Source organism: Pirellulales bacterium (genome assembly GCA_033762255.1).
In the GTDB taxonomy this organism is placed as follows: Bacteria; Planctomycetota; Planctomycetia; order Pirellulales; family JALHPA01; genus JANRLT01.
The window spans coordinates 161923-188700 of record JANRLT010000008.1 but is presented as its reverse complement, the minus strand read 5'-3'; the positions used below and the strand labels follow the sequence as shown (position 1 = coordinate 188700).

The following is a 26778-nucleotide window of genomic DNA, read 5'->3' as shown; positions in this document are numbered from 1 at the left end:
CCACATGCAACAGTAAATCCGCCTGCCGGGCTTCTTCCAACGTGGCCTTAAAACTGGCGATCAAGCTATGCGGCAAATCCCGAATAAAACCGACGGTATCGCTTAGCAACACGGGACCCCAGCCCGGCAGTTGCCAACGCCGTGTCCGGGTGTCCAACGTGGCAAATAATTGGTCCTGCGCCAGGACCCCCGCCCCCGTAAGCGCGTTCATGAGCGTGCTTTTACCGGCATTGGTATAACCCACGAGGGATACCGTCATCCGGTCGTTCCGGCTGGCGACCAGGCGCTCTTTTCGCTTGAGAATTTCATGCAATTCGGTTTGTAACTCGTGAATTCGCTTTTCTGCCAAGCGGCGGTCCACTTCAAGTTGCTTTTCGCCCGGCCCACGCATACCTATCCCCGCCTTAATACGGGACAAGTGGGTCCACATTCGTTTCAAGCGGGGGAGTGAATACTGCAATTGGGCCAATTCGACCGCCAAACGAGCCTCATAGGTTTGGGCGCGGTTGGCAAAGATATCCAGGATCAACTCGGTGCGATCCAAGACTTTGACCTTGAGGGCTTGCTCAAGATTGCGCGTTTGGGCGGGGTTTAGATCATTGTCAAACACCACGCAATCGGCATCCGAGGCCTCGACCAGACTTTGCAGTTCTTCCAATTTGCCTTTGCCGACATAGGTGGTCATGTCGGGCGCGTCCCGTCGCTGGGTTAGTTTGCCGGCCACCCGGGCGCCGGCGGAAGTTACCAACCCGGCTAATTCTTCCAACGGCTCTTCCTCGGTGATCCGTTGATCCAGCAGGACACCGACCAAAATGGCGGCTTCGCGAGCAACGCTTTGACTTCTTTGCAGTTCTGTCACGTGTAAGTTCAGTTGAAAAGGGTTCCTTCATCCTGCAAAATTGGGATTAACAGCTTTTGGCGGCTGTTGTGGCGACCCATGGGTAGGTGATGCATTTGTTGTGCCCGGAGTTCGCATTTCTGTCAAGAATAATGGCAGGTCAGGTTGTTTTTTTGCGGTAGGCTTGCGGCACAAATAATCGTGGATTTTTAGCCGGATTGCCACCACATTCAGCCAATTGAGTTAATTGGCTAGCGTCGTTGAGTCAACAAGTGCAACTGGTTTAAGCAGCGTGCATGGTTCGCCAAGTAGCGATTTATTGTTGTTCAGTTGATTGTATTATATGGCCAACTCTCCGTGGATCAAAATTTGGCGACTTTGCCTGGATGCTCCTACTGAGCAGGTAGCATCCTTGCGGCAAATTTTGTCGGAGGATGAAATAGTCAGGGCCGATCGTTTCCGGGGAGAAAGCCTCCAACACCGATTCATTGTCGGCAGAGGGGTGCTGCGGCGGATTTTAGCCGGGATTTTGCGGGTTTTACCCCAGGAAATTAGCTTTGTTTATAACGGGCATGGCCGACCAGCAGTCTCGCGGGAGCAATGCCGGGGAACAGATTATGGCCACTTTAATATCAGCCATACGGGCGATCTGGCCCTAGTGGCCGTGACAAATCTAGCCACCGTGGGAATCGATGTTGAACAGTATCGCAAGGAAGAGAAATTGGCCGATTTAGCGCAGCGGTTCTTTTCTTCCGGTGAATTTGCCGAATGGCAAGAGTTACCCGCTAACCAGCAAGTGGCTGGTTTTTTTGCCATTTGGACGCAAAAAGAGGCTTTTATCAAAGCCATAGGCCAAGGGTTGAGCTACCCTTTGGCCAACTTTACTGTTCAGGCAAGACCGAACCTGCCTGCACGCTTACTTGCGATCCATGACAGCTCGGGGGACGCGGTTGGCTGGCGTTTACAACACCTCGAGCTGGAACCAGGCTACTCCGCGACCGTGGCGGCTCCCGCGGGAGCATGGAACTGCAAGGTGGAGGATTGGTTTTGAGTAATTGGGGGTTCCAGGCTGAAAAACGAGTCATTTCGTGGGAAATGGGAGCAAATTTTTTGGTGTTTTTTAGAAATAATTGTAACACGGGTTGGTAAATTAATTGGATTGGTGTTTTCTATTTCATATTTATGGCTTTTTTAGTGGTTAAAATACTTAAAATAGACTGTTCTATCGATTTTGCTACATTTGCCGATTATTTTTGCCAAATTATTGCTTTATGTGCGGGGTGTAAGTTATGATCTCTGAAGTGAGATTTGTGCGATGAGCAACAGTCATTGCTGATTTTGCGGATTGAGTGAATAGATCCCACACGTGCTAGACTACACACTTGGCTGAGTAGCAGTTTCCTTCAACTATGAAAGGGCAGCTTGTGCCGACTACAGCTTTCCGAAAACTTCTTTTATCAGCCGCTTCCGCTGCGCTGTGCATTTCTTTTGCACAAGATTCGCAAGCCGGTATGATCACTGGCGTGCAAATGTTCGGTCTCCAGGCTGGGACTGGTCCCGGTTTGGGAACTGTGCAAGTTCCCGTGGTCAACTCATTCAACAAAGACAACGATAATCAGGTTGGCGGTGGTGAGTTTGACAACAACATCACAGTGCCGATCAAGCGTTTTGACAATCCGGGCTACATTGACATTGTTTTCAATGTCGACCCGACAAATGGCACTACCGAATACAAATTGTTCGAATCCGTCGATAACAACACTGGCTATAACTGGCGTTTTTATCGGATGGAATTGGGCTTTGGCGTAGGTGCCGGCTTTGTTCCCTCTCCCGCCGGAGATGGGTTGGATTTTGACGGTCCGACTTATGACACCGCTCCAAATGCGACAGCATTTACCAATGTCGTATTAAACGAAGACGTGCTGCTTTTCAACAACGGCCTTCACTCCACCGGTGCAGAATTTTACCAGTTCCGCATTGACGTACCGAATTTGCCACCCGATGTTCGTTCCTTTACCCTCCGTCAAAGCATTCCCCCGGATGGGATTGTTCCTGAGCCCAGCACAATGATCTTGGCCGCTTTGGCTGGCATTGGCGGTTTGGCTTTGACTTGGCGTCGCCGGGTTAGCTAGTTTTGCACGAACTAGTTTCGATTATCCTTGTACTGCCCAGACCGTACACACACACAGCAACAATTCACAAAAGCCTTGGACAATTATGTCCAAGGCTTTTTTTGTTTTGGCTATTCGTCAAATGCGAATGTCATATTTTTCCAAGGTGAGTGAGCAATTTAATACGCTTTCTAACCAAATACAGCGCAGCTAGCATTTTGTGATGACGTGAACTGTTAATGATAATTACGGCATGACGCAACCGCGTTGCGGTAGGATTCTTGGCTTGCGTTAGACCCAGGGTAACCGCTGCGCGGCAACCCTGGGCTGAGTTCCATAACCGCTTCGCGGTAATCTGCTACCGCAACGCGGTTCTGTAACAAAGCCCACGGGTTGGAGCGCAGCGAACAACCCTGGGAAAAGAACAAAACCAGTGAACTCCTACTCCAACGGAGTTGCGGAATCCTTTGGTAAATTGTGTAAAAACCGCGCAATAATTACTTGCGATTAGTGTAATCTGTCGGCAGCGTCGTCAGGGATTCGGCTAGTATCTGCTCGAGTTGGCCGCGCAATTCCTTTAGTTGTGCGGCTTGAATCGTCGTCTGGGGCTGGCGTCCCCGGCCCATCCTAAACCCGCGAATTTCCACTCCCAGGCGGAATCCTTCTGGAAATTCCACATTCAGTAACATTTTATCAAACAACTCCGCCAGTACTGCCTGTAATTTCCAGGCAAGGTCATTTTTTCCCTGTTGGGTATAGTCGAAAATCTGGCGAGTTAATTCTGGCACAACGCCGGAACTGGCGTGGGTACCTCCCTGGCACCCCCCTAATAACATCGGGACCAGGGCGGCGTCCCAGCCGGTCAAAAAAACAAAGTCGGGTCGAATCGGCCGCACAGCCCGCATCATCCGTTGCATCAGGCTAAAGTCGCCGGTCGAATCCTTGATCCCCACGATTTTCGGAAGTTCCGCCAATCGCTGAATCGTGGCGACATCAATCGGACTGGCAAACATGGGAATATTGTAAAGTGTCACATCGATTGGCGAATTTTGGGCAATTTCGCGGAAGTAGGCATAAACCGCTTCGGGGCCGAGCTTGTAATAAAATGGGGCGACAATGGCCACCGCCCGCGCGCCATATTCTTGATATTTTTCGCAGGCGCGAAGGGTTTCACGGGTGTTGGCTTCCGCCGCTCCCGCCAGGACCGGCACCCGGCCTTGCGCCTGATCACAGACTATCTGGATGATTCGTTGGCGTTCCTCGGCGGTAAAGCGGGGAAATTCGCCGGTGGAACCATTGGGGTACAGCCCATGCACGCCGCGCTCTATCAACCAGTCAGTGTATCGGCGCAGTTCGGTCTCATGGATCTCGCCATTTTCATCCAGGGGAACCAAATTAGGGGTAAAGATCCCACGCAGTTTTTGCTCGGTAGTTGTCGCCGGCATGTGCCACCCGTTGAGAAAAGGTAATGCAGCATCCAATAATCAAATAAATTCACCGGGAAAAAACGTGCGACCGTAAGGGGCACATCGCACGCGACGCACCGCGGTCTGTAGACGTCGCTTCCCTACTGGGCTAAATTAACAGTGAATTTGGTCCCCCTAAAAATATCCGGGAATGGACCCAATTTCTAGTAACGCCTTACTCCCATGAACGGACTTTATGCCAACCAACCATTCTCATTTGCAAATCAAACATTCGGGAACGCTGTTTATGATGAAGATTATTTCGAGACGTGGCCTTATTGTTTCCTTGGCGTTGGCGGCGGTGTTGTTAAGGGGGTACGCCGTGGAATTATCCCCGGAGGACAAAACTTGGCCGGAATTTCGCGGACCCACCGGTCAAGGGCATGCCCGGGCAACCAATATCCCGTCAACTTGGAGCGAAACCCAAAATATCGCTTGGAAAACGCCTTTGCCCGGCAAAGGTTGGTCTTCCCCCGTGACCGCAGGGAAACTGTTATGGATGACCTGCGCCGAGGTTCAACCCGCCAGCGAAGAACTAAAGCAAAAACGACTGAAAGTTAACACGGGGGATCAACCACTGGATATTGCGGGACATGTCGATTTTTTTGCCCTAGGCGTGGATCCCCAAACCGGGGAATTAGTCAAACAGGTTAAATTGCTAGAGGTCGACGAACCCCAGCAAATTCACACTCTAAATAGTTTCGCCTCACCCACACCCGTCATCGAGGGGGATCGTCTCTATTGTCACTTTGGAGCGTTTGGCAATGCCTGCCTGGATACTTCCACGGGGAATGTTATCTGGACGAATCAAAAATTGGTGATCATGCACGAAAATGGTCCCGGCAGCACGCCCATTCTGCATGACGACAAGCTTATTTTTCACTGTGATGGGAGCGACTATCAATATATTGTCGCCCTTGATAAAGCCACGGGGGAGCTGGCCTGGCGCACAGATCGCACGGGCGAGCTGAATAGCAACAAGCAGTTGAAAAAGGCGTACGGAACTCCCCTGATCGTAAAGCAAAACTGGCAAGGAACTGAGCGCGAGGTATTGTTATCCCCCGCCGCGGATTGGCTATATGCCTATGATCCGGCGAATGGCCAGGAATTGTGGAAATTGAATTACGGGGCACTCGGGTTTTCGATTGTCCCCCGGCCGGTCACGGGACACGGAAAAATGTTTATGTGTACCAGTTTTATGAAGTCGGAATTGCTCGCGGTGCAATTAGACGGTCAGGGTAAAATACCGGAACCGCACATCGCTTGGCGGTATGGCAAGCAGGTCCCCAGCATGTCTTCCCCGCTTTTGGTGGGTAACGAGTTATTTTTGGTCCATGATAATGGTGTTGCCACCTGTCTGGATGCCCGTCAGGGAACCGTTCATTGGACGGAACGCCTGGGGGGAAAATTCTGCGCATCCCCCCTGTTTGTGGATGGGAAGGTATTATTTTGTAACACGGACGGGGTAACGACTGTCATCAATCCAGGAGTAAAGTTTGAAAAATTGGCTGATAACCAGTTGGATGGCGCTATCATGGCCTCACCAATTGCCCTGGAACAAGCGCTATACATCCGCACGGATAAAGCCATTTATAAAATTCAGGGCAAGGAATAGCCGTGACTTCCTTTCCCAAACTGGCCCAATTTAAATCCCCCGCCGCCTTGCAGGATAGGTTGCGGCAATTGAATTTGGATTTGCCGTTGGACAAAGAGGTGTTGACCTCCGCCGCGTCTCCCCTGGCCGCGCCGTACATGTTGGGAAATCGCGTCATTGGTAATCGCTGGTGTATTCAACCCATGGAAGGTTGGGATGCCCATCCCGACGGCACGCCGTCGGAGTTGGTTTTTCGCCGTTGGCAAAATTTTGGTCGTAGCGGCGCAAAACTGATTTGGGGAGGGGAAGCCGCGGCTGTACAACCAGCGGGGCGCGCCAACCCTCGGCAATTACTGGCCACGCCCGCGCATTTGTCGGGCCTACGGCGGTTGCGGTTGGAATTGCTAGCCGCCCATGAGCAAGCCGGGCATTCCCCCGACGATAGTTATGTGGGCTTGCAATTAACGCATTCGGGGCGGTTTTCCCGACCAAACTCCACCCAGTTAGAGCCTAAAATCGCCTGTCGGCATCCTATTTTGGACGCCAAGTTTGGCATCGACAGCGCGAATGACCGCTTGATCTGGAAAGATGCAGAGTTGGAACAACTGGTGGTTGATTATGTGCTGGCCGCGCAAACCGCGGATGCCGCGGGATTTGATTTTGTGGATATCAAAGCCTGCCATGGGTACTGCCTGCATGAATTTCTGGGCGCGCGGCGCCGTCCCGGAGATTATGGAGGTGATTTGGCGGGTCGTTGCCGATTGTTACTAAAAATTATTGATAACGTCAAAGCCGCGGCGCCACGGCTGGGTCTGGGGGTTCGCCTCAGTCTGTTTGACTTGATCCCGTTTGAGGCGGGGCCTGGGTCAGGGCAGCCTGTTCCCCATGCGCAATTGCTTCCTTATGAATGGGGTTTTGGCGTTAATCCCGATAACCCGTTGGAATATGACCTGACGGAACCATTGCGGTTAATAAACTGGCTCATGGAACGCCAGGTTTCCCTGGTCAACCTTTCCGCTGGCAGCGCTTACTATAATCCGCACATTCTACGCCCCGCCAGTTATCCCCCTAGCGATGGTTACCTTCCCCCGGAGGACCCGTTGGTGGGCGTGGCACGGCAGATCACCGCCACGCGAATTTGCAAGGAACGGTTTCCGCAATTGTTATGTGTTGGATCGGGGTATTCGTATTTACAAGAGTATCTGCCGCACGTGGCCCAAGGTGTCGTGCGGGCTGGCTGGGCGGACTTTGTGGGGTTGGGCAGAATGGTGCTTTCTTATCCGACGTTGCCGCAGGATGTGTTGGGTGGGGGCAATCTTGTACGCAAGCAAATTTGCCGGACATTCAGCGATTGCACCACCGCCGCCCGTTTGCATATCGAAAGCGGATGTTATCCGCTGGACCCCTTTTATAAGAACTTGCCGCAAGCGGAGCGGGTCGCGGCGGCTCGGCCCCGGGACGCCACGGTTTAAATGTTGAGCGGCATTAATTCTCACACTGAAAAGACTATTTTTCCAGCTTATTAAAAGTGCGAAGGTTTGATACCGCTAGTCCGCGGCTTCGCTGGTTTTTTGGAGGGGGAGGGCTTAGTCGAGGAATTTGCGGGAAATAACCAACTGTTGGAGGCCGCCTCTTTTCCGGGTTGCGGCGGTTTGTTTGCGGAGCTTGCCTGGGATGAAAGCGTCGCGTTTTTAGCGCCGCTTACCGGAGACAAAGACGCTGGAGGGCGTTGCGCAAGTCGTTGTTGGGGGGTGGTCATTGGCGCGGCGGGGGGCAGGGGGGCGATCAATGGTCGATTTCCTGGCAACACCACTTTGACACTACTGTTAGTTTGATGGGGGGCTGGCAATGGAGGTGATTGAAGTTTCGCGGGTTGTAGATTTGACACCTGTTGTGCGGTGCCAGGGTAGCGAATCGCCGACTCGCGTAAATTGGGCTGTACGGGGGGGACGGGTTGTAACCGCGGAGGGATGGGGCCGTTTGGTTCGATGGGAGGGAGTGGCTCGGTCGTTGTCGGCGCGGGAGTGGGTTGCCGTAAAGGAGGATTCTGAAGACTTCCCGCGCTGTTGGGGGCGACCGGGGGAAGGACCTCGCTGGTGCTGGCTGATTCTGGCGCGATGCTGACCGGCGCGCCAGTAGAGGGAGCGGGTCGATCCTCCACCAGGATGGCATCCGCGGGTATTCCGGCATCGTCAAAAGTACCGGCGACCGGCGGGTACCGCTGATCCACAATTCGTTTGCGATGATGATGTTTGCCGCATTTATCGCAATAAGGACCCTGGCATTGGAGTGGGGTTAGTGAATCCGCCTGGCTATCCAGACATTCCTGGGAGGCGTAAAACGTGTTCTGATCGCGCACCCGGTTAAACCCCTCAAAGTCCATGATTTCAGGGGTAATAAAGACTAGCAACTCGCTGTCCCTTTTAGATGTTTCGCGATATTTAAAGAGATACCCGATCCCCAAAAATTTAATATCCTTCAGAAACGGGATCCCGCTGTTTTCGTCAATGGAACTACGTTGACGCAACCCCCCCAGGACAATTGTTTGCCGATTTGAAACGCGCACGGTGGTGTTAGTCTCGCGGCGGTCGATAATCGGTTGATTGTCTTGGGGCGTAAAGCCGGTCAGCAAGCTGAACTTGGGATTGACCTTCATCAGGATCGTGCCGTCATGGGCGATTTGGGGGGTCACATTGAGCGTCACGCCCGCTTCTCGGAACGCGGTGGTGCCGATATTTCCCCCGCCAGAGCTTTGTGTCAATTGTTGATATGGTATCTCGGTGACAATTTCTATCCTGGCGGTTTCATTATCCACCACGGACACATTGGGGTCGGCCAATAAGCGCGAGTCCTTGAGGGTTGCCAAGGCATTGATGACGCTATTCAAGTCCAGATTGCTATTTAGACTTAACACGGTAAGCGCGCCGTTGGCGGCACCGGCGGCTGGAGCGGCGGCGGTAATGGTGTTTAACGCCAATTGATCCTGGGCGACCCCCGCCGCGTCCAGGTTATTCCCCTTGGCTACGGAACTCCAATTCACGCCTAGTTTTGCCACATCGCTCATGCTGGCGTCATAGATCAGCGCGTAAATGCGAACTTGCGGGCGGGGAACGTCTAGGGTTTTGATGGCTTCGGTGATAAGCTCTAGTTTTTCGGGGGTGTCCACGACCAAGATGCGATTTTCCAACGGAATTGCCGAAACACGCCCATACACGCTGAGCAATTGTTGCAGGGGAGGGACCAAGGTTTCCGCCTTGACAAATTGAGGGCGGAAATACGCCACTTTAAGCGGTTGTTGCGGTCCCGGAGTAGCTCCGCCCGCATCACCCACGATGGTTCCCGGTTGTGCGGTATCGGCGGGGGTATTTCCCGCAGCGGCGCTGTCAAACTCGGCAATTTTCGCGCGAATTAATTCGATCCGGTCGGGATAATCCAGGACCATGATGCGTCGCGCGCCGGGAACCGGCTGGATTTTGCCAAACTTGGAAAGGTACAGCGTGACCGCGGGGACGATCTCTTCCGGGTTGACATTTTGAATGGGGATGACGGCCGATTCAAACAGCGGTTTGAGGGCGTCGGTGTCTTCTAGCTTGGCCACGATGAGCGAATTTCCCACGGGGCGATAACAATAACCCCGGGAGCTGAGGATCGTATCCAGGACTTCGTGCAGCGGGGTATCGACAAATTCACAATTAACGGTCTCGGACTTTAGATCATTACCCGCGACAATATTCACGTCCCAGGCGCGGCGAATGGCAAACAGCGCCTCAATAAAATTGGCGTCGCGGAGCGTGATGCTGCCCGTGGTCAACAGCTTGGCCCGCATTTGGTCGGATAAAATCGAAGAATCCGACAGCGGAGTTTGCGCGAACAAAAACGCGGGTCCAGCCAATTGCGCTAGCAGCAGCCACGCGGTGACAGCGGCGCGCAGCAGCCCGGAATTCGGCGGGCTAAAGCAAAGTTGTCGCTTCCCTGGCAGTGCGTGCATTTGGCTTCATCCGTGAAGTCGCCCGGTCCCGATTCTGCGGCTGTCAATTAGCCGCCGTGCTAGGCTTAACCAAATCAAACAGCAACAATTGCAAATCCAAATCCACCAAGCCCGTGTCTTCACTCGAACGATTGAGCACAAAGCCGGCGGTGTCAAAATAGCGATCCATGCGCGATAATTTGTCCAGCATTGCCCGAATATTGGCCAATGGTCCGGTCACCTGGATCGAAAGCTGCTGGGTTTGCAATTGATACGGTGTCTTGGTTTCTTTCTCCGTGGGGGTGTGAAATTGCAGGGGGTCGTCGTTTTCCAGCCAATCCCGCAATTGCGGATCCTGCACGCGAATCCTACGCAGCGTGCAGCCGCTATCCCGCGTCAACTCGACCATGTTTTCCCGGAACTCCTGGACATTCTCCGGCGTGAGGGCTTTTTTTTCCAATTCGCGCAAGCTGGTCAGCCGCCGATCCAACTGTTGCTGGTACCTGGCAAATCGCTGGTCCAGGGCGCCCAACTGCGCTAGCTCGGCTCGGAAATCCCGCGCCTGTGCCCGGAGTTCGTTGTACTTATCGACCTCTGGTAGTCCGCAAAGGAACAAGATTCCGACGGTAACGCCTATTACGCCCCAAAATCGCCGGGGATGGGTTAGCATAACGCGCACAATTGATTCATTCAGCATGGCCGGGTCTCCCAGGTTATTCCTTACGATCGGCAAAGTTTCCCTTAATGTCAAAAACCGTGGCGGCACCGTATTTCAATTGCGTGGGATGGGTCGCCTCTAAGTCAATGTTTTTTAATTCACTGATGGTTTTCAGGTTTTTCAAAAACTCGTAAATCCCTCCCTCCGACAGGCTAGGTCCCGAAAGGACCAATTTGCGATCCCGTTCCACACGCAAATTTTCCAGCCAGACGCCCGAGGGCAGGCATTCTCCCACTTTTGCCAGCAAGTCCGACCAGGCCGCTTTTTCCAGTCCTTGGCCTAAACGTTCATAATGCCGGATTTTGGTCTCGATTTCAGCCAGGCGATATTGAATTTGTTTGACCCGCAATTCCTGGGAAGTGGCCACTTCGCACCGTGCGGCCAAGTCCTGGTTTTTCCATTCTTGCCACCAGTTGAGGCTCCATAGGCAGGCGACCAGGGCGACCGCCGCGGCGATCGGCCAGCAATTTTTGGTAATCAGCGGCAACAACGGTTCGCGGAATAATTTGTGGAGAAAATCCATAAGATTGGGACCTTGCGCGTCTCCTGGCAAATTTTGCCGGGCTTTGCAGGTTCCCACCAGCGAAGTTAATTCCGCCCCGGGTTCGGCGTTGGCGGGCCAGTTCCAGTCGGGCGTCCCCTCCACGGGGGTAAATATTTCGGCCCGCAGGCCCCCCGCCTGGTCAAATTGCCGCTGGGCGGCGGCCACTGCTTCCGGCTCGCCGCACAGTACAATTTTGGCAATGGATAAGTCGGTTTTTTGAAGAATCCTCAGGCAGTAGCGTTGAATGCGCTCCAGGTGCAAATCCAGCATGGCGGGAATTTTTTCCACGCGATTCAGCCCGCCCGGTCGATAATCCAACAGCAACTTTCCCTGGTAAGTGACGCCCAAATCCACGCCATTAGACCCGATTTCGATAATCAAGACCGGTGCCCGCTGGTCCAAGCCCCGCTGGCCAAGGATCCGCGCGAGGGCGATGAGCGAATGTTCGATCAAGTCCAGCTTAAGTCCCGCCGCGACAATGCCGCCAACCATGGTTTGCAGCGTGGTTTGATTTGCCACGGTCAACCAGGCGATTTCCCGCCGGGCATCCAAGGGATGCCGCGATTGAGCGATCGCTTTGGGTCCGGAGCCAAGCGATAAATAGCGTTCACAGCGCTGCTGCAACTGCAACAACTCTTGTTGGACGTGGGTGTGGGTTCCCGCCACCACCCTTGTCACGCAAAAGTCTCCCGCGAGATTAAGCGACGTGCGGCATCCGGATAGTTTTTCTTGTTCGACCAGGGAATGTAAAAGCGCGGAGAGTTTTTCCGCTTCATTCCCCACCGGCAAGCCATTCGTCGGTCCCTGCCAGGGAAGTTGCACCCACTTGGCATTTGTGTCGGAATATTTACCGCTACGTTCGGTCACCAGGGCCAAGACGGTATTGCGGGTGATTTGCAAAACCAGTTCGCGGCGGAGTGATGACGCGGATTTAATAAAGGGATTTTTCATGTGTGACTGTTAGCCCCCTTGCTTGAGCGTGGTCTGCAGGCTGCGCGTCACCGTTCCCGACGTGCCCCAACTGGTCACGATCACGGAGCCCGCCGGGCCGTCCGTGACAGTGGCGGAATAGCTTTGCCCGCTTCCCGCGGGAAATTCGGTGCGGGGAATGCCTTCCCGCCATTGGATGTTACTTTCTAATTCGGCAAAGGCATGTTGGGTGCCGGCTTCCGCCAGGTAGCGGGCCCGGTCCCAGTCGAACGTATTACGCAACGAGGCATATTGCAAAATTTCGGTATCCACGATCGAGATGACAATGATCGTTGTTACGGTCATGACAAACAGGGCCATCAGCATGGCCGCCCCAGCGCGCCGATCGGTTCCGCCGCGGGACCGCGGGAAGCGTGATAATACGGGGGGCATGGAATTGATAATCGCGCCGGTCATTGCCAACTCCGAATCCAAACCAAGGAAAAAAGGGTTTTTGCGCCGTTGACTTCCCGCGGTAATTGAACGCCAACGCTGATCCTCAGGGACCGAATTTCGGCGGGAACCGTGGTGGTTGTTTGGCCATCCGCTTTGTAACCGGTAAAGGATAAATGCGTAATATCCGCCGCCAGGGGTTCAATCGCCCCTCCCGTGCCGTACCAAACCTGATTAGCGGAGTCCCGCGACCAGGTGACGATGCTTTGATCAGGCATTTTTAGGCTGAGGCTGCCCGTGGTAACGCCTTCCGCGGTAACAGCGCTAACACTGGTTGCCTGACGCGCCTGGCGCACGATATGCCGCAGGACCCCATGTTGGGCCTCCAATCGGGAGGCATCCCCCTGATGCGCTTCCCAGGCCTGCCGCCCGGTGCGCAGTGCGGTGCTCATGGCGGTCAACAAGATCGCCAGCATCGAGCACGAGATGACCAATTCCAGCAAGGTCAACCCGCGGCGTTTTTTATTCTCCCCGGGCTTCATAGTGATAGCTGACGCTACGGGATAGCTTTGTGGAAAAACGGACGCTTTTTTCATTTTGATCAAGGACGGAATTACCATTGCGGTCGTCCCAAGACACCGCTGTAAGGACCATTAGCCGATCGGGAATTCCCCCTTCGCTAGCGTCATCACCGCGGCTGAGCGTGTAGCGGAGTTGGGGATAACCCCGGTCGGCAAAATTCCCACTGGCATCGTCGGTTCCCCATTGACCACATGTCCGCGACAGATACTCCTCAAGTTTGTCCACACTCAGGGTCGCCAGGGCATTTGCCGTTTCCAGGTCGCGGCTGACGGTGAGGCTGTCCCGCATGATGCGCAGCGCTGGAGTCAAGGCGATGGCGATGATTCCCGAGGCCGCCACCAATTCTAGCAGCGTTTGCCCGGTACGGCGGGCCGATCCGCGGCAAGGTTTGTTGCTAGGGCGACGGAAATGCATGGCAATGAAATCGTAAAAAATCGTTGATTGGCGCGGGGGGATACCTTTCATGCTTAGCGCAAAAAACCGCGTACTAGAATGTAGGCCACGGATGGCGGCCTGGCGCCGGAATAGGCTGAAAAAAACGGATTTTCCGGGGGTCTTGCCCCGTACCCTGATAAATTGAGAAAATTACGCCCGCCAATTATAGTTTGCGCGTGCTAATGCCCCCGTTAATGGGTTGCACGGTGACTTGGTAGCTAATATCCGGGCCCGCCAGCGTGACACTGGCCGCCTGCAGGGATTGCCCCTCAAAATTGAACGTAATCTGCGTCAAGACGGATGTGACGGCGACTTCCGGCGCAAAATAAAACGGCCCATCCACGACCGCGATTTGCCGCAGAGAGTCATCCAGTTGGACCAACTGAAAACCGCCGACCGCGACGCTGCCATCCGCCGAGGGAATAAACTGCAACGCATGGGGATTGCCGGACATGATGGCAGTCCGTTTGGCGTAATTCAAGCCATTGGCCAATTTAGTGGCGTCCGCCCCCGCCCCAAAGTCGCCCAGGATTGCGCGGCCATAACGCATCATCGCCAGACTGCCAAAGATCCCCAATAACACAACAACGGCGAGGAGCTCGACAAGCGTAACCCCCCGCCGTTGTTTTTGATAGGTGCATGCGCGCATCGTGGCGGCCATCCAGAAAAGTTGCGGAAATACTCCGGAGAACTCAACCGCCAACATGGGCCAAGAGCTACTTCACCCGGCGGGTGGTACCGTCCAGGGTATAAGCCTTGCCATTAACGGGGTTGGTGGGGATGCCGCTGGGAAAATAATTTATATCAGCGCCGATGTCCGACAGGTTATTCGCCGGCCAGGTCCCTTTTTCAAAGTACCAGCGCTCGACCGCGGAATTGATTTCCGAACGATTCTGCTTATCCGCCTCGCTTTTGGCCCGGGCGCTGCTGGTGGAAATACGGGGCACGACCACGACGGCGATAATGCCCAAAATCGTGATCACGGCCAACAATTCCAACAACGAAAATCCCTTTCGATTTCGCTTGTGTGAACTACGTAAAAACATGGCTATCATTTCTCCTGCAAAGATGTGGTAATCGCCTGCTGATTTTTGTCGATGGCAAAAGACGATCAATTGCCGTAAGGATGCTGCTTTAGCCCCATTTCAAGTTTCGCTACTCATATGTAGCTTATCGCGTGCCATAAATCGGTTAATAGCGCTAAAAAAGCGGTAAAACGCAGGTTCGATTTTGCCGATTACGCGGGGTATCGGGCGGCGTCCGCTAATGTTGGTGTCCCTGGATGCGATGAGTGACGGGATCTAACATGTAAGCGCTGCCATCGACGGGACACGCCGGCAAGCCATCCGGCAGATAGGCGGGGTCGTTACCCAGATCTTGTAAATTCCCAGCCGGCCAGGTCCCTTTGCCCCGAAACCACAATTGCGCTTGCACTTCCAGGTTCAACCGTTGCAAGGCGCAAGACTCTGTTTGCGATTGGCGGGCATGGTCGCCGAACCGCGGCAATACGATCATCGCGACGATGCCAATAATGGTCACCGTGGCCAGCATTTCCAGCAGGTTAAATCCCCCGCGCCCGCGGCAAGGGAAATCAAGTTGTGACAAGGTCATGGTTGCTCGTTAGTTGGGAGTCTCGCCCATGGTGCCGATCATGTCAAACATGGGCAGGTAAATCGCCAGCAGGATCGTTCCAATAGCCGCGGCCAATCCCAGCGTCATGATGGGTTCGATCGCCCCGACCATGATGGACAGGGTCCGTTCCACTTCCCGCCGCAGGTGCGCGCGGATATGCTCGGTGCATTTGGATAGCGTGCCGGTTTTTTCGCCGACGATCGTGAGTTGCTTGACGATCGGGGGAAAAAGATCATCATGGCGTTCCAGTTCCTGGCTAAAGCGTTCTCCGCGCAGCACGGCGCTATGCAGTTGTTCCACGCTGCGCCGCACCGCCAGGTTATTGATGGACCGCGCGCAGGAATGGAGCGCTTCGACGATGGTAAATCCGGACTCCATTAAATTTCCCAGCACCTCCATGAACTGGAGAACCGCGATATTTTTAAGCGTGTCACCCAAGATCGGCACGCGCAACAGTTGCTGATCCATCCAAAATCGGATCCGCTGATGACGGCGGGAAAACACCAGCGAGAGCACCAGCCCCATCACCACCAGCACAATAAACCAGCCATAATGTTGGGCGAACCAACCACAATTGATTAAAAATTCCGTGATGGCGGGAAGTTTGGCTCCGGCTTCTTGGTAGGTCTTTTCAAATGTGGGCACCACAAACGTGATCATAAACGCCACCGATGCCCCCCCCGCCACGCACAAAATCGCCGGGTAAGTCAGCTTCTTGATGATTTGATTTTTTAAGTTATCGGCGTGTTCCAGCTGGTACACAATCCGCTCAATGGTCGCGGGGAGCGTCCCCGAACGTTCCCCCACTTTGATCTGATTGATAAACATTTCGCCAAAAGTTTCCGGGTACAGGGACAACCCCGCGCTAAAGGTGTCCCCGCCCGCCACTTTTTGGCGAATATTCCCCAGCATCGGGGCAAATCGCGACAGGCTTCTTTCCTGGATCAGTGTTTCCAGCGCTTTGGGCAAGGGCAACCCGTTTTCGACCAATGTGGCGATATTACGAAAAATAAATATTTTTTCGCGCGGCTTTAGCGTGGGCTGCCCATTTTTTGCCCCGCCGATCTGAATACTGGCCAGTTGTTGCCAGATTTCCCCCGGGGTGCCTGCCAGTAACGTGCTCTGTGCCATAAGTGATGCTCCCGCCGTGGTTCTGCCGCAATTAGCTGGATAACCGATAATAAACTTCTTCGAGGGTGGTCTCGCCCGCCAGTGCCAACGCCAACCCATTGGTGGTCAAATCCTCCATCCCCTCCAAAATCGCCAAATCCCGTAGCTTGGAGTAAGGCAGACCGGTTTCGATAGCATTCGCGACGTTAGGCGTGACAACCATGATCTCGTACACCGGCACTCGGCCCATAAAGCCCGTCCCCAGGCACTTTGGGCAACCTTTTCCCGCAAAAAACCGAGGTTGCTGGGGAATTTTGCGGCCGTGGGCGATCTGCGTCAGCAGCTTTTCGTTGAGCGGCGCGGGTTCCTTGCAATGCACGCAAATCTTGCGCAGCAGCCGCTGGGCGATCGCCGCCAGCAACGAGCCGCCAATCTTGAATTTATCCACGCCCAGGTCTTGCAGACGTTGGACCGCCCCCACGGCGTCGTTGGTGTGTAGGGTGCTAATCAGCAAGTGGCCGGTCAGGGCGGCCTGGACCGCGGTTTGAGCGGTTTCGGCGTCGCGAATCTCGCCGACCATGATGACATCGGGGTCTTGGCGCATCAGGTATTTCAGCGCGTTGGCAAAGCCCATTCCATGTTCGCTATTGGCATGCACCTGATTGATGCCCGGCAGCTTGAATTCCACCGGATCCTCGACGGTGGAAATGTTGTTCTCGTTGGCGTTGATATTGGTGAGCATGGTGTACATGGTCGTGGTTTTGCCCGAACCGGTGGGACCAGTCATCACGATCATGCCATGCGGCTTATTAATTAGCTCGCGCACAATGGCGGTTTGCTTTTCGGGCATGCCCAAGGCGGCAAAGGTAAAGACTTTGCTGTCTTCGTCGATGACGCGCATGACGACTTTTTCGCCATCGACGGTGGGAATGGTGGAGACGCGAAAGCTGGCCCGCATCCCTTTTTCCTCCAGCGACAGGTTGCCGTCCTGCGGTTTACGCTTTTCGGTGGTATCCATATCGGCCATGACTTTGATCCGGCCCACCACGGCTTCCTCGCTTTGGGTGGGAATGGTCATGACCTGCTGCAATTGGCCATCCACGCGATAGCGGACGCGCATTTGGGGTTGGTGCGGTTCCAGGTGGATGTCGCTCGCTCCCGCGTTGACCGCCCCCATTAGAATAGAGCGGACCAGCTTCACCACGGGGGCGTCTTCATCCTCGACCGCGTTTGTTTCCGCTAACTCCCCTCGTTCCCGCTTTTCACGCAGTTCCGCCAATTTCAGATCGACAATGGTTTGCCGGGCGGTGATCCGCTCGTCATATCCGCGATCCAGCAAATCCTCAATATCAGTGGGAATGCCCACGACCGGCGTGACATGGTAGCCGGTGATCAGTTCCACTTCGGAGATGGCCTCGATGTCGTCCGGGGCGGCCATGGCCAGGGTAAGCGATCCGGCGTTGATGGTAACGGGCGCCATTTTTCGCTGTCGGGCCAAACGCTCGGGAAGTAGCCGTACCACCTGCGGATTGATTAGCTGGGGGTCGATCGGCTGAAAGGGGACTTTGAGCTGGATCGACAGTGCCTCTCCCAGTTGCCGTGAATTGATCAAGCCCTGCTTGACCAAAAACATGCCCAGCATCCCCCCGCGGGCTTCTTGCAGCTTTAGCACGGAGTCGAGGGCCTCGGCCGAGACCCACCCCCGTTCGATCAAAATATCGCCCAGTCTTGCGGATGCCATGGCGTGTTACTTGTGATGATTCAAGTCTAGTGGGGGATGCAAACGGATGACAACTATTGCTTTCAGGCAACCGGCGGGGGATGGAACCGCATAGGTTAATTGGAAATTCCCCGCGTGATTCCACCCGTCGGCAGGGTGGTCGCAGGAGAGTCTTTTGGTTGAATCAGATGGAGGATTTTTTCCTCGAGCACGCTGGGGTCAAACGGGATCAAGATCAAATCTTGGATGCCCGCCTGAAACGCTTTTTGCACATTTTCCAAATCGCCATCGAGCAGCATTCCCAGCAGGGGAATTTGATTCCAGGCGGCGTTGTTTCCCACCCGCTCGCAAAAAGTCAGGCTCGATTTGCCGGGCAATTGCATATCCAAAAGGATCAAATCCGGAACTGTTGCGTTCAGGAACGTTTCGGCGGCAGCGGCCGATTCAACCGTGTGCACCTGATAACCCAGCAGCTCCAGCCGAAACGCGGTAATCTCCGCGATCAGGGCTTCGGGTTGCAGCATTAATATCAGCGGCATAAAACATTACCGTAAAAAACGTGACGTGTTGATCCGCGGGCGAACATCCCGGCGTAAACGACGCAAATGAGCATGCGCGCTCGATACCGGGACGACTTGGCTATGTTATTGCGCAGGGTCATTCGCGCCGCGAGGACGCGCGGCACCCTAGCCAAAAGTAGCTTGAAGCGACGATGTGTCAAATTTTCAACATTTGATCATTTTGGGGACATCACCGCCCGTTGGGAGGGTTGTTGCCAACCCACCTCGAAGTGAGTGGTGGATAGGGGGTCAATCCTGGCAAATCTGCCCATTTTATCCCGATTATCGGCATAAGCCGCAGAGTCATTCGCTAAAGCCAGTTGTTCCCCGGAGTAATGGCAACGCCACCGGAACTGCGCACTAAACTTGGATATCCCGAAATCCAGCGGGCCGTCACTCCTTCTCCCCCACGGCCTGCAAACGGGTGGTTTTTCGCGACTTCGCGGATTCCCGCGTTGTCTTTCCCAATGATTCTCTTTTCATGAGATGGTTATGCGGCAGGCAATCATGGCCTTGGGTGCCTTAGGGGCGTCTTTAGCGTTTATCACCGGCTGTGGCGGCCAGGCGGCCACCGCGGTCAAAGCGCCCGACAACGTCACTCACTCCAACGCTCCCCACGCCGTCACCGACACGGGGGCAAATCCTCCAACATCCACACCTGAATTGCCCGCGCGCGAGCTTGGATCAGCCGTTGCAACCTGGGCAGTTGACCCAAACAAAGCGCCGCCAGCCAAGGCTAAGACTGCTTCCCCGGTGGCGATTGTGTCACGGACTAATCTGGCAACGAGTTCTCTTCCGGTGGGACCTATCACCCTGGAGCCATCCACCGTCGCCACCGAGCCATCGGTACAACGCTTACCTGCCACCCAGGGTAAACAAAATAAACCATCCAAGTCGCACGCCGACGCCATGTTTAATCCTCCCGACGTTCCGCTGCCAATAGCCAGTCTGGATCCCACCGCGCTAGTCAAACAACCGGTGCCGGTTACTACCCAGGAAAAACCCAAATTACGGGTCATTGGCTTTGTCCAGGTCGGCCAGCCGCAGGTTTTGGTCGAGTTCGAGGGAGAAGTCAAAGCTCTGGCCGCGGGAGACTACGTGGATCAGATCCAAGTCGTGGAATTAGGTAAGCAAAGCGTTACATTTCAACTCTATTCGGAAAAATGGCAGACGCGACTGTTTGCCCAGGATTGGCTACACGAAGCCAATACCGCCAGCATCGGGGGAAATCCCTATTCACTGGAACGTACAACCCCGGTGAGCGGAGGCGGAAGTTATGCTTCCAATTATGGTCCCCCTCCCCCTGCGATTGGCAATTTAACCACGGTCGCGGGCCCAGCGCCTGCTTTGCCCCCCGTCACAAATACACCGGGCTTGTCGGGAATGGGGGCCGTCCCCTTGCCCGGCATGAATGGATCAAACCAGGAGCTGAATTCGACATTACCTGTTATGCCCACCCTCAACATGGCACCGCCGGGCTTACCCGGGACCGGAATTCCGGGGGTTGGTTTACCGGGAACGCCCGGCGGGATCGCGGGGCCTCCCAATTGATCTAAATTCCATGGCGTGCGTAACCTGCGGGTAATCAATCATTGGGAATTTTATCTAGCAGACGGGATGTGATGCTAATCCCCTACGGGAGTGAACTATGCAATCCAAGATATGCGCGGGAATGATGCTGTTTTTGCATTTTTTTCTAAGTGGGGCATTGCCGGCGCAGACGCTGGATAAACTTTCTCCCAACTGGGAACGCGGCGTCAAATACTATGTGCGAATGTCCGGGAATGATTCCGCGGATGGTTCCTCCCCGGCCCGGGCCTTTCGCACCTTGACCCGCGCGCTCAAGCAAGCGGGATCAGGCGTGACAATTATCGTCGGGGGGGGGACATATGCGGAAGCCGACACGCTGTATCTATCCAAAGTGGCGGCGACAGAAAAGGCCCCCCTGGTTATTTTTGGCGATACCACGGGTAAGTATAGCGGCGACGCGGGAAATGTGTCGATTCTATCCATTGCTACTTCCAATCGTTGGGCGATGCACATTAACGGCTGCACCCGAGTCGTGCTGAGCGGCCTGCAATTTGTGGAAAACCCGCTGGGGACTTACCTGGATTATTCCGTTGTAAAATCCGCGGACGCCCACAACAGTTACTTTCAAAGCGCATCCCGCGCGATATGGCCGTACGGAGTCTATCTTAGCTCGTGTAGCGGCACGTTGTTACACAATTGCCAGTTCCACAATCACTTATACGCGCTATATTTAGAATCGTGCGCGGACACCAGCGTCACGCAGTGCGGTTTTCAGGAAACCCGTTATATCCAACTTTATAGCCTGTTGGGGAGTGGTTTGCGGATTTGGGATTGCGCGTTTCGCACGCCCAAATCCCCCACCTATACCAACAGTTGCTATAGTATTTTGACCAATTTGACCAATACGACCATCACGAATTGCGTGTTTGACAACACGGGGAATTTGTATGATGTTTCTGTCGCGGAATTGGCTAAATGGACAGACATGTCCCCCTATGTCTATCGAACGGTGTACCAGGTCTATGCCTCTGGCAATGGCAGCGACAATAATTCCAAATATTCAAATACCCAACTAACGGTCGAATCTTGCACGTTTCGCAACTGCACGGGGATCGCCCTGTGCACCTCTTGGATATACGGCGTAACGGCCGTGGGGAACAGTTTTGACAATTGTCGGTATAATTTGCAGGCCCATGCCGAGGAAATCAACATCGCCAAATGCGAATTGACCCATCCGGATGCGGCGGATTGGGGACTGAATGATAATTGGGGGATTTACGCGACGGTTTTTTCCGCGCCGACCAACCACAACCCCCTGGCCACCTGCCGCCATGACCATCCCGATCCGCGCGGGACCGTTTCCCACTGCGCGTTAAAAAATTTGCGGCGGGGATTATTAGTCGCCAGTGATAATCTGGAATTAAACGAAATCTCATTTGAAGGAAATACGCAACTCAACGACAAACGCCAGTTTGAGAGCTATTCCCAAGGTATTGAAGTGGGCTGGAATTGCAGCCGCATGGATTTTTCGGCGGATCAAAAGTTGTCCTTTAGCAATTTGTGGTGGTGCATCCTGGCCAGCGGCAACGATAAAAACCCCTTGGAATGCCGCTTTGACCGGCTGGAATTGTATAAAAACTGGAATGGCGTGTATACCACCTGGGCGAATCCCACCTTCACCCATTGCAACCTTAGTTACAACAGCATCTACGGGGCGTACTGTAGCTGGTCGTATGGATTTACGGCGGTAAATAGCGAGTTTTCACATAATGCCACCAACTGGTACGGCGTGGGCTTATTTGTGGAAGGGCAAAAATCTCCCCGCCGTCCCGCGCCAGCGGCCGGGGTCAACGATCCCAGTTGGAACTGGCATACCGAATACAATGTTTACGGGCGATTACTGCCGGTCCCGGTGACCATTCAGAATTGCCGATTTGAAAATAACGGCGATTATGGCCGTTCGGGTGAGGCGGGGCTGCGGTTGGCCCGCATCTCGCGGGAGCGGGCGGATTTGTCCCAAAATACGGTTGCCAATAATTACTCGGTCGGCGTCAGTTTGTTGGATTGCGACCTGCTGCTGGCCCGGCAGCGCGAATTTGCGGCAATCGAAGGGAATTACTATGGGATTTATAACCAGGGTTATTGGGAGGAACAAACCGGGCACTTGGAAATCGAAGGTTATGACATCGGCAATCAGGCCTATGGCGTGGTGAATACCGACAGTAAATTGACAATTCGCGATTCCCGGCTGCATGATAATCGCGAGGCGGGAGTATATTCGTATTCCGGACAAGTCACGTTGGACGGGGTAACCTGCCAGGCAAATAAGTATGGCTGTCTGTTGGACCGCAATAGCCACCATCAATTTACCAACTTGCGCAATGTGCAAAATACCGACACAGGATTGTGGCTGCAGGTCACCACCCAGTGGCCCGCGACCGCCGCGTATCGCGGAAGAAAAACCGTGGAGAGCCTGGAACTAGAGAATGTGGTGTGCAATGAAAATCTATATGGGATGACCGCCACGTCGGTCATTTTTGACGCCGACAGCCGGGCTTATCCGGGGAATTACACCTACCCCCTGAAAAGCCTGACATGCGATAACAACCGCGCGCGGGGACTGCATTTGGCTAATGGTTGGCTCGATACCACCCGCAAGCCATTAAATATCAGTTGCAGTAATAATGGTTATGTCGTGGCCAACGCCAATCAGTTTGGCACGGGGGATAAATACGGCGTGGGCATCGAGTTTTACTGGCCCCAACGGGAGATTGTACTGGATGCTTCCCTGGGGTTGACCGTGAATAATAATAAGGACCGGGGAATCCACTTTTATCACATGCATTATGGGATTTATGATCCCGCGACCAATCGCAATTACTATCAGTGGCAACCGCACGGCGTGACCGTGCGAAACTGGAATTGCGCGAGCGACGGCAATACCAACTGGGCTTTGGCCTTTGATGCTCCGCACCATGTGACCATCGATCGTGCGACTTTGCGGGGGGGCGTGTATTTAAACCAGCCCCAGGGTAAGGTCACCGTGGCAAACTCCACGATAAAGCAAGGCTGGTATGGCCTGCAAAGCGCGTGGGGAGCCTATGAAACCTGGGTGGCAAACTCTCATCCCGACGTGCGTTGGAAAAATCCCGACGCGTTGGAAATTGTCAACTGCGACCTTAGCCAGAACCGCGCTAGTGGCGCGTACATTGACAGTTCTTACAATTGGCAGACCACGAATCGGCGCATTCCGGTCTCGGTGGCCAATTGCTCCTTTAGCGATAACGGGTGGCGGGGACTCGAAAGTTACGCGCTCAACATTACTTTGGATAAACTTAACATACGCAACAATGGCCTCGCGGGAGCGCTGGTCTGGAATGGGGACGCCACCTTGACGGATTGTGACTTTCGCCGTAATTGCTACGGTCGTTGGCCGGACAGCGCGGGAAAGCCGCAAAAGTGGGGCGCCACGGTTTTAGAATTAACCAATCCCACCACGGACAGTCGACGGTTTCGCTATCTGCTGACCAACTGCAAATTTCAGGAAAACGAGGGAACCGGGGCGTATTTGGCTTGTCAAGGGGGGACGGCCGAACTGCGCAATGTCTCGGTCTTGGATTCCGCGGCTGGCAGTGGAATTCAGGCCCATTATTTGGATTCCCTGGTGGCGGATGCCTGTCTGGTCAAGGGAACCGCTACCAACTGGGCCTATTATGTGACATCGGTCAAGCGGGCGGAGTTTGCCAATTGCCAAGCTGTACAAAACGCCTATGGCATGCTGGCTTTTGGTAGGTATGCCCAGGTCGGCGGGAACTATGTGGGGGTCGATGATTGCCAGGCGATCTTTACCAATTGCACAGCCACGGATCAACAGTTAGATACTGGCAGCCATGGGATTTATACTGCCTACAATTCCACCACCATTGATCGTTCCCACGCCAGCCGCAATAAGGGCTACGGCATCGTCTGCAGCCAGCAAAATCGGGCAAGTGTGACAAATACGCAGGCCAGCAACAACGCCTACATCGGCGTGCGCTGCGACAGCCTGGTCAATACCACCCTGCGTAACAACCTCATTACCAATAACGCCTATGGCGTCGCATTTTATAATTCCCCCGGGACGCATACGGTATGGAACAACACCATCGCGCGCAATGCCAACTTCGGCCTTTACGCCCAAAATGGTTCGTTGGCCGCGCACAATAACATTATTTCCCATAATGGGCCGTACGGATTTTATTTGGAATTGCCGGTTCAGTTTACTGGTTCGCATAATCTGACCTTTTTGCACAGCCGGCATTACTATCACCCGCTAGCGACGGATGAGGATCTTAAAGGGACCACGGGTTTAATCAAACCTCCCCGGTTTAAAAACTTGCTGGGAGGAGATTTTTCCCTGGCCAAGGGATCGCCGGCTATTAACGCCGGAACGGAGGATGCCGCTTCCCCTTTTGATATCTTGGGCCAGCGGCGGGGGACGTACCGCGGATGGGAAATGGGAGCTTATGAATTTACCTCCGTCGATGGCTCGCTGCGCGTGCTCAAGTGGGGCGAGCAAAAATGACCCGCTAACTTTGCGGCACCTTCTCGGGGACAGGGAGTTTGCTAGGGAAATTGATTTTTACACTGGGATAATCCTGGTTGCGGGTTTACTTTACCGTCATTGGCAAAATGCATTTTTCACAAGTGAAAAACTATGTGTAGCACCAAAGAATTAATTGCGATGGGGCTGCTCTTGGGGTTGGGACTGGTTGCCTGTGGCGGCTGCCAACAGCAGGCCACCGCCACGAGCGAGCCGCATCCAGCGGTCACAGCGCTCCAGGACGCGGCCGCGGACGCGCGGATTCAACCCCTGTCTGAAGAAAGTATTGCTCCCGCGGAATTTCCCGATTCGCCTCCGTTTCCCGATCCGCAGGCGGGCCTTTTAACCAGCGAACAATTGCCTCCCCCGGTGACGGCTAGCGATGCCGGGGATATGACGGAAAACCCATCCCTCGCGGAGCAACAATATCCCTTGGGCAAAAATTTGGGGACCGCGCCTCCCCAACCGCAATTTCCATCCTTACCATTTCCCGCGCTGATTTCCCATTCCGAAGCCCCCCAGTTATTGCCCGCTGTAAACCCGGTAGAGCCGCCACTCGCTTTGCCACAGCCAGCGATAGAAATTCCCTCGCTACGTTGACATCCGATTCATCCCCTCTTCCCGGCTACCAGGATTAGACTTTTTGAGTGAGGCATTCCGCCCCCGCACGATCCGGGGAACCGCAATCGGTTAGGCGATTGTCTGTATGATTGCTATTTTCTAGCCAGTAGAGGGAATCCTCGGGGTTGATTGGCCGTCATCTGCAAGCGCTGCTCAAAAATTGATTCGTCCCGGGCTAGCCGTAAAGCCTCCCCTTTGGTCAATTGGCCTTTGACCACGCATTCGGCCAGGGACTGCTCGGCAATTAGCATCCCCTCGGCCGAGCCTGTCTGCATTTGGCTGGTGAGTTGGTGGAGTTGGCCGGTACGGATCAAATTGGCCACGGCGGGCGTTACCCGCAAGATTTCGCAAATGGGTACTCGCCCCCGGCCTCCGCTAACGGTTTGCAATCGTTGGCTGACAATCGCGCGCAACCCGCGGGAAAGTTGCTCGCGGACTAAAATTTGTTCATCACCGGGAAATGCGTTGACCAACCGGCTGATGGTGCCCGGCACGTCATTGGTATGCAGGGTGGAAAACACCAGGTGACCAGTTTCGGCCGCAATTAAGGTGGCGCGCATTGTCTCGAGGTCGCGCATTTCCCCCACCAGCAGCACATCCGGGTCTTCGCGCAGGGCGGCGGTCACCGCGGCGGCAAAGCTGGGCACGTCAGAATGGACTTCCCGCTGATGCACCAGGCTATTGTGGTTATGGTGAATATACTCAATGGGATCCTCGATGGTGATGATATGGCAAGCTCTAAACAGGTTGATCTGGTGCAACATCGTCGCCAAGGTTGTTGATTTGCCGCTTCCCGTTGGCCCCGTAACCAGCACCAGACCATCGGGAAAGCGGGTGAGCGCCTCTAATTGCACGGGCAAATGAAGGGCGTCGAATGAACGGTAATTTTCATCCAACCGCCGCACGGCCAGGGCCGACGACCCCCGCTGACGATATAGATTCACCCGGAATCGCCCATGTCCCGGACTAAAAAAAGCCAGATCCAGTTGTGACAGGGCGTGATATTTCTCCCTTTGGGACGGGCTGAGCAAATCTTTGAGTAATTGGTCGATTTCCCCTTTACCTTGGCATAATTCGGGAAACGCTCGTAATTCATTATCCACGCGCAGATAGGCCGCCACCCCTTCGGTCAGGTGCAAATCGGACGCATTGTGGACAATGACGGCGGTTAGCAGTTCTTGCCAGGCCGGAGTGGGGAAGTGGGGCGACATGGCGATAAATGATAATAAAAATGCAAAGCTCATCCGCCACAAGTCAGAACCATTTTGGTCTTAGCTACATGGGCCTATCCGACCTGCCAGGATTTGAGTGTCGACTAAAAGAATGTACGTCGGAAAAACGCGACAAAGTCCCGGGCAAAATTCCCCCCGAGTGGACGGGCTTGCTTGGAGGAGAGGCGAATAATT

Annotated in this window: 22 protein-coding genes; 7 read left to right on the top strand and 15 right to left on the bottom strand. The window is 54.3% G+C overall.

The genetic code is table 11. The features are described 5' to 3' along the window. A partial coding sequence (gene hflX, locus SFX18_03020; protein MDX1962096.1) for a GTPase HflX occupies window positions 1-859 on the bottom strand: 859 nt, incomplete at its 3' end. 322 nt (window positions 860-1181) lie between these two features. On the opposite strand from hflX, the gene SFX18_03015 reads away from it, so the two are divergent. Together SFX18_03015 and SFX18_03010 are read left to right on the top strand one after the other, a co-directional pair. Then, entirely contained in the window at window positions 1182-1889 is a 708-nt protein-coding gene (locus SFX18_03015) for a 4'-phosphopantetheinyl transferase superfamily protein (protein MDX1962095.1), read from the top strand. Between the two features lie 358 nt (window positions 1890-2247). Next, the gene (locus tag SFX18_03010) at window positions 2248-2970 is read left to right on the top strand and encodes a choice-of-anchor F family protein (protein MDX1962094.1); all 723 of its coding nucleotides are present in this window, start codon (window positions 2248-2250) and stop codon (window positions 2968-2970) included. A gap of 476 nt (window positions 2971-3446) precedes the next feature. On the opposite strand, the gene SFX18_03005 is transcribed toward SFX18_03010, so the two are convergent. After that, window positions 3447-4394: a dihydrodipicolinate synthase family protein gene (locus tag SFX18_03005; GenBank protein MDX1962093.1), complete on the bottom strand. Its 948-nt coding sequence runs from the start codon at window positions 4392-4394 to the stop codon at window positions 3447-3449. A 217-nt stretch (window positions 4395-4611) separates the two neighbouring features. Between SFX18_03005 and SFX18_03000 the strand changes: the two genes are divergently transcribed. Together SFX18_03000 and SFX18_02995 are read left to right on the top strand one after the other, a co-directional pair. Then, window positions 4612-6030, top strand: coding sequence for a PQQ-binding-like beta-propeller repeat protein (locus SFX18_03000; protein ID MDX1962092.1), 1419 nt, complete (start codon window positions 4612-4614; stop codon window positions 6028-6030). A 2-nt stretch (window positions 6031-6032) separates the two neighbouring features. Next, entirely contained in the window at window positions 6033-7481 is a 1449-nt protein-coding gene (locus SFX18_02995; GenBank protein ID MDX1962091.1) for an NADH:flavin oxidoreductase, read from the top strand. A 50-nt stretch (window positions 7482-7531) separates the two neighbouring features. Here SFX18_02995 and SFX18_02990 read toward each other — a convergent pair whose 3' ends face one another. The 12 genes from SFX18_02990 to SFX18_02935 all read right to left on the bottom strand — a co-directional run bounded on the left by SFX18_02990 (window position 7532) and on the right by SFX18_02935 (window position 18618). Further along, the gene (locus SFX18_02990; protein MDX1962090.1) at window positions 7532-9997 is read right to left on the bottom strand and encodes a secretin N-terminal domain-containing protein; all 2466 of its coding nucleotides are present in this window, start codon (window positions 9995-9997) and stop codon (window positions 7532-7534) included. Window positions 9998-10040: 43 nt separating this feature from the next. Continuing rightward, the gene (locus SFX18_02985; protein MDX1962089.1) at window positions 10041-10673 is read right to left on the bottom strand and encodes a hypothetical protein; all 633 of its coding nucleotides are present in this window, start codon (window positions 10671-10673) and stop codon (window positions 10041-10043) included. Window positions 10674-10689: 16 nt separating this feature from the next. Next, window positions 10690-12189, bottom strand: coding sequence for a PilN domain-containing protein (locus tag SFX18_02980; GenBank protein ID MDX1962088.1), 1500 nt, complete (start codon window positions 12187-12189; stop codon window positions 10690-10692). A gap of 9 nt (window positions 12190-12198) precedes the next feature. Next, window positions 12199-12624, bottom strand: a complete 426-nt coding sequence (locus SFX18_02975) for a hypothetical protein (protein ID MDX1962087.1) — start codon at window positions 12622-12624, stop codon at window positions 12199-12201. Beyond that, window positions 12621-13142: a prepilin-type N-terminal cleavage/methylation domain-containing protein gene (locus tag SFX18_02970; protein ID MDX1962086.1), complete on the bottom strand. Its 522-nt coding sequence runs from the start codon at window positions 13140-13142 to the stop codon at window positions 12621-12623. Before SFX18_02970 ends, SFX18_02975 begins: the two co-directional genes overlap by 4 nt. Next, window positions 13123-13596, bottom strand: coding sequence for a hypothetical protein (locus SFX18_02965; protein ID MDX1962085.1), 474 nt, complete (start codon window positions 13594-13596; stop codon window positions 13123-13125). The genes SFX18_02970 and SFX18_02965 overlap by 20 nt, the downstream gene beginning before the upstream one ends. Before the next feature lie 184 nt (window positions 13597-13780). Continuing rightward, window positions 13781-14278, bottom strand: coding sequence for a GspH/FimT family protein (locus tag SFX18_02960; GenBank protein ID MDX1962084.1), 498 nt, complete (start codon window positions 14276-14278; stop codon window positions 13781-13783). A gap of 55 nt (window positions 14279-14333) precedes the next feature. Beyond that, a complete protein-coding gene (locus tag SFX18_02955; GenBank protein ID MDX1962083.1) occupies window positions 14334-14663 on the bottom strand; it encodes a type II secretion system protein in 330 nt (109 codons plus the stop codon). Window positions 14664-14880: 217 nt separating this feature from the next. Then, the gene (locus tag SFX18_02950; protein ID MDX1962082.1) at window positions 14881-15228 is read right to left on the bottom strand and encodes a type II secretion system protein; all 348 of its coding nucleotides are present in this window, start codon (window positions 15226-15228) and stop codon (window positions 14881-14883) included. A 9-nt stretch (window positions 15229-15237) separates the two neighbouring features. Further along, window positions 15238-16380, bottom strand: coding sequence for a type II secretion system F family protein (locus SFX18_02945; protein MDX1962081.1), 1143 nt, complete (start codon window positions 16378-16380; stop codon window positions 15238-15240). A gap of 31 nt (window positions 16381-16411) precedes the next feature. Then, the gene (locus SFX18_02940) at window positions 16412-18100 is read right to left on the bottom strand and encodes a GspE/PulE family protein (GenBank protein ID MDX1962080.1); all 1689 of its coding nucleotides are present in this window, start codon (window positions 18098-18100) and stop codon (window positions 16412-16414) included. Window positions 18101-18195: 95 nt separating this feature from the next. Continuing rightward, complete coding sequence (locus SFX18_02935) at window positions 18196-18618, bottom strand: response regulator (protein MDX1962079.1); 423 nt, start codon at window positions 18616-18618, stop codon at window positions 18196-18198. 513 nt (window positions 18619-19131) lie between these two features. Here SFX18_02935 and SFX18_02930 point away from each other — a divergent pair. The 3 genes from SFX18_02930 to SFX18_02920 all read left to right on the top strand — a co-directional run bounded on the left by SFX18_02930 (window position 19132) and on the right by SFX18_02920 (window position 25351). After that, complete coding sequence (locus SFX18_02930; GenBank protein ID MDX1962078.1) at window positions 19132-20190, top strand: hypothetical protein; 1059 nt, start codon at window positions 19132-19134, stop codon at window positions 20188-20190. 97 nt (window positions 20191-20287) lie between these two features. Next, entirely contained in the window at window positions 20288-24733 is a 4446-nt protein-coding gene (locus SFX18_02925; GenBank protein ID MDX1962077.1) for a right-handed parallel beta-helix repeat-containing protein, read from the top strand. Between the two features lie 132 nt (window positions 24734-24865). Next, complete coding sequence (locus SFX18_02920; GenBank protein ID MDX1962076.1) at window positions 24866-25351, top strand: hypothetical protein; 486 nt, start codon at window positions 24866-24868, stop codon at window positions 25349-25351. Window positions 25352-25464: 113 nt separating this feature from the next. On the opposite strand, the gene SFX18_02915 is transcribed toward SFX18_02920, so the two are convergent. Further along, window positions 25465-26583, bottom strand: coding sequence for a PilT/PilU family type 4a pilus ATPase (locus SFX18_02915; GenBank protein MDX1962075.1), 1119 nt, complete (start codon window positions 26581-26583; stop codon window positions 25465-25467). Window positions 26584-26778 lie beyond the last annotated feature (195 nt).